The following is a 639-nucleotide window of genomic DNA, read 5'->3' as shown; positions in this document are numbered from 1 at the left end:
TTTCCACCAGTGTTTGTCGCTTGCGCAGAAGATCGTGCATCTGCTGCTGTTCGTCGCTGCGAGGCACGTATTCACGCAAACGATCATTCTCTTTTTTCACGTACCGGGCGATGACTTGGGCGTCCATCGCATCGGTCTTGCCGCGTGCGCCGGTCGCCTTGGCGTAATTCTTGATCAACCGAGGATTGATCACGTAGACCACGTGGCCAGCCTGACCGGCCATACGCGCCACCAGCTCGTGATGCTTACCGGTCGCTTCCATGCCAATCCGGCACCGCGGAGGCAGGGTCTTGAGCCATTTGGCAATGCCAGCCTTGGTGTTGGGGATTCTGTCGCCGGCCTTGCAGTCGACCACCGCCGGCACGAACCCTTTGGAGTCCACGTCCAGACCAATCTCAAGAGAATCGGACATTTGCATTACTCCCAGCTATCTTTAAGGGGCTGGGGTGGTACCGCACCGACGTTAGCTTGCCTACATCGACGATCCCCTTTGGGGGCCGTACGATCCTTTATCGACGTTCGTGTGCGGGATGGGGATCGCTCGGCTCGTCTGTCGGCGCTATCCGCAGATCCATGCTTGTCGGTCCCTCCACCCTGGCTCCTACATACCTCGTAGGAGCCGGGAGGAACATACAAGCC

1 protein-coding gene is annotated in these 639 nt (G+C 58.7%); it reads right to left on the bottom strand.

Annotated features, from left to right (window positions below):
* Window positions 1-412, bottom strand: a 412-nt coding sequence (locus FJU31_RS19205) for an IS110 family transposase (protein WP_150456155.1), incomplete at its 3' end; no start/stop codon positions are given.
* Window positions 413-639: the final 227 nt, after the last annotated feature.

Origin of the sequence: Stenotrophomonas cyclobalanopsidis (assembly GCF_008710035.1) — a bacterium.
GTDB lineage: Bacteria > Pseudomonadota > Gammaproteobacteria > Xanthomonadales > Xanthomonadaceae > Stenotrophomonas > Stenotrophomonas cyclobalanopsidis.
The sequence above is the reverse complement of the archived record's forward strand: the minus strand, read 5'-3'. Positions and strand labels throughout refer to the sequence as shown.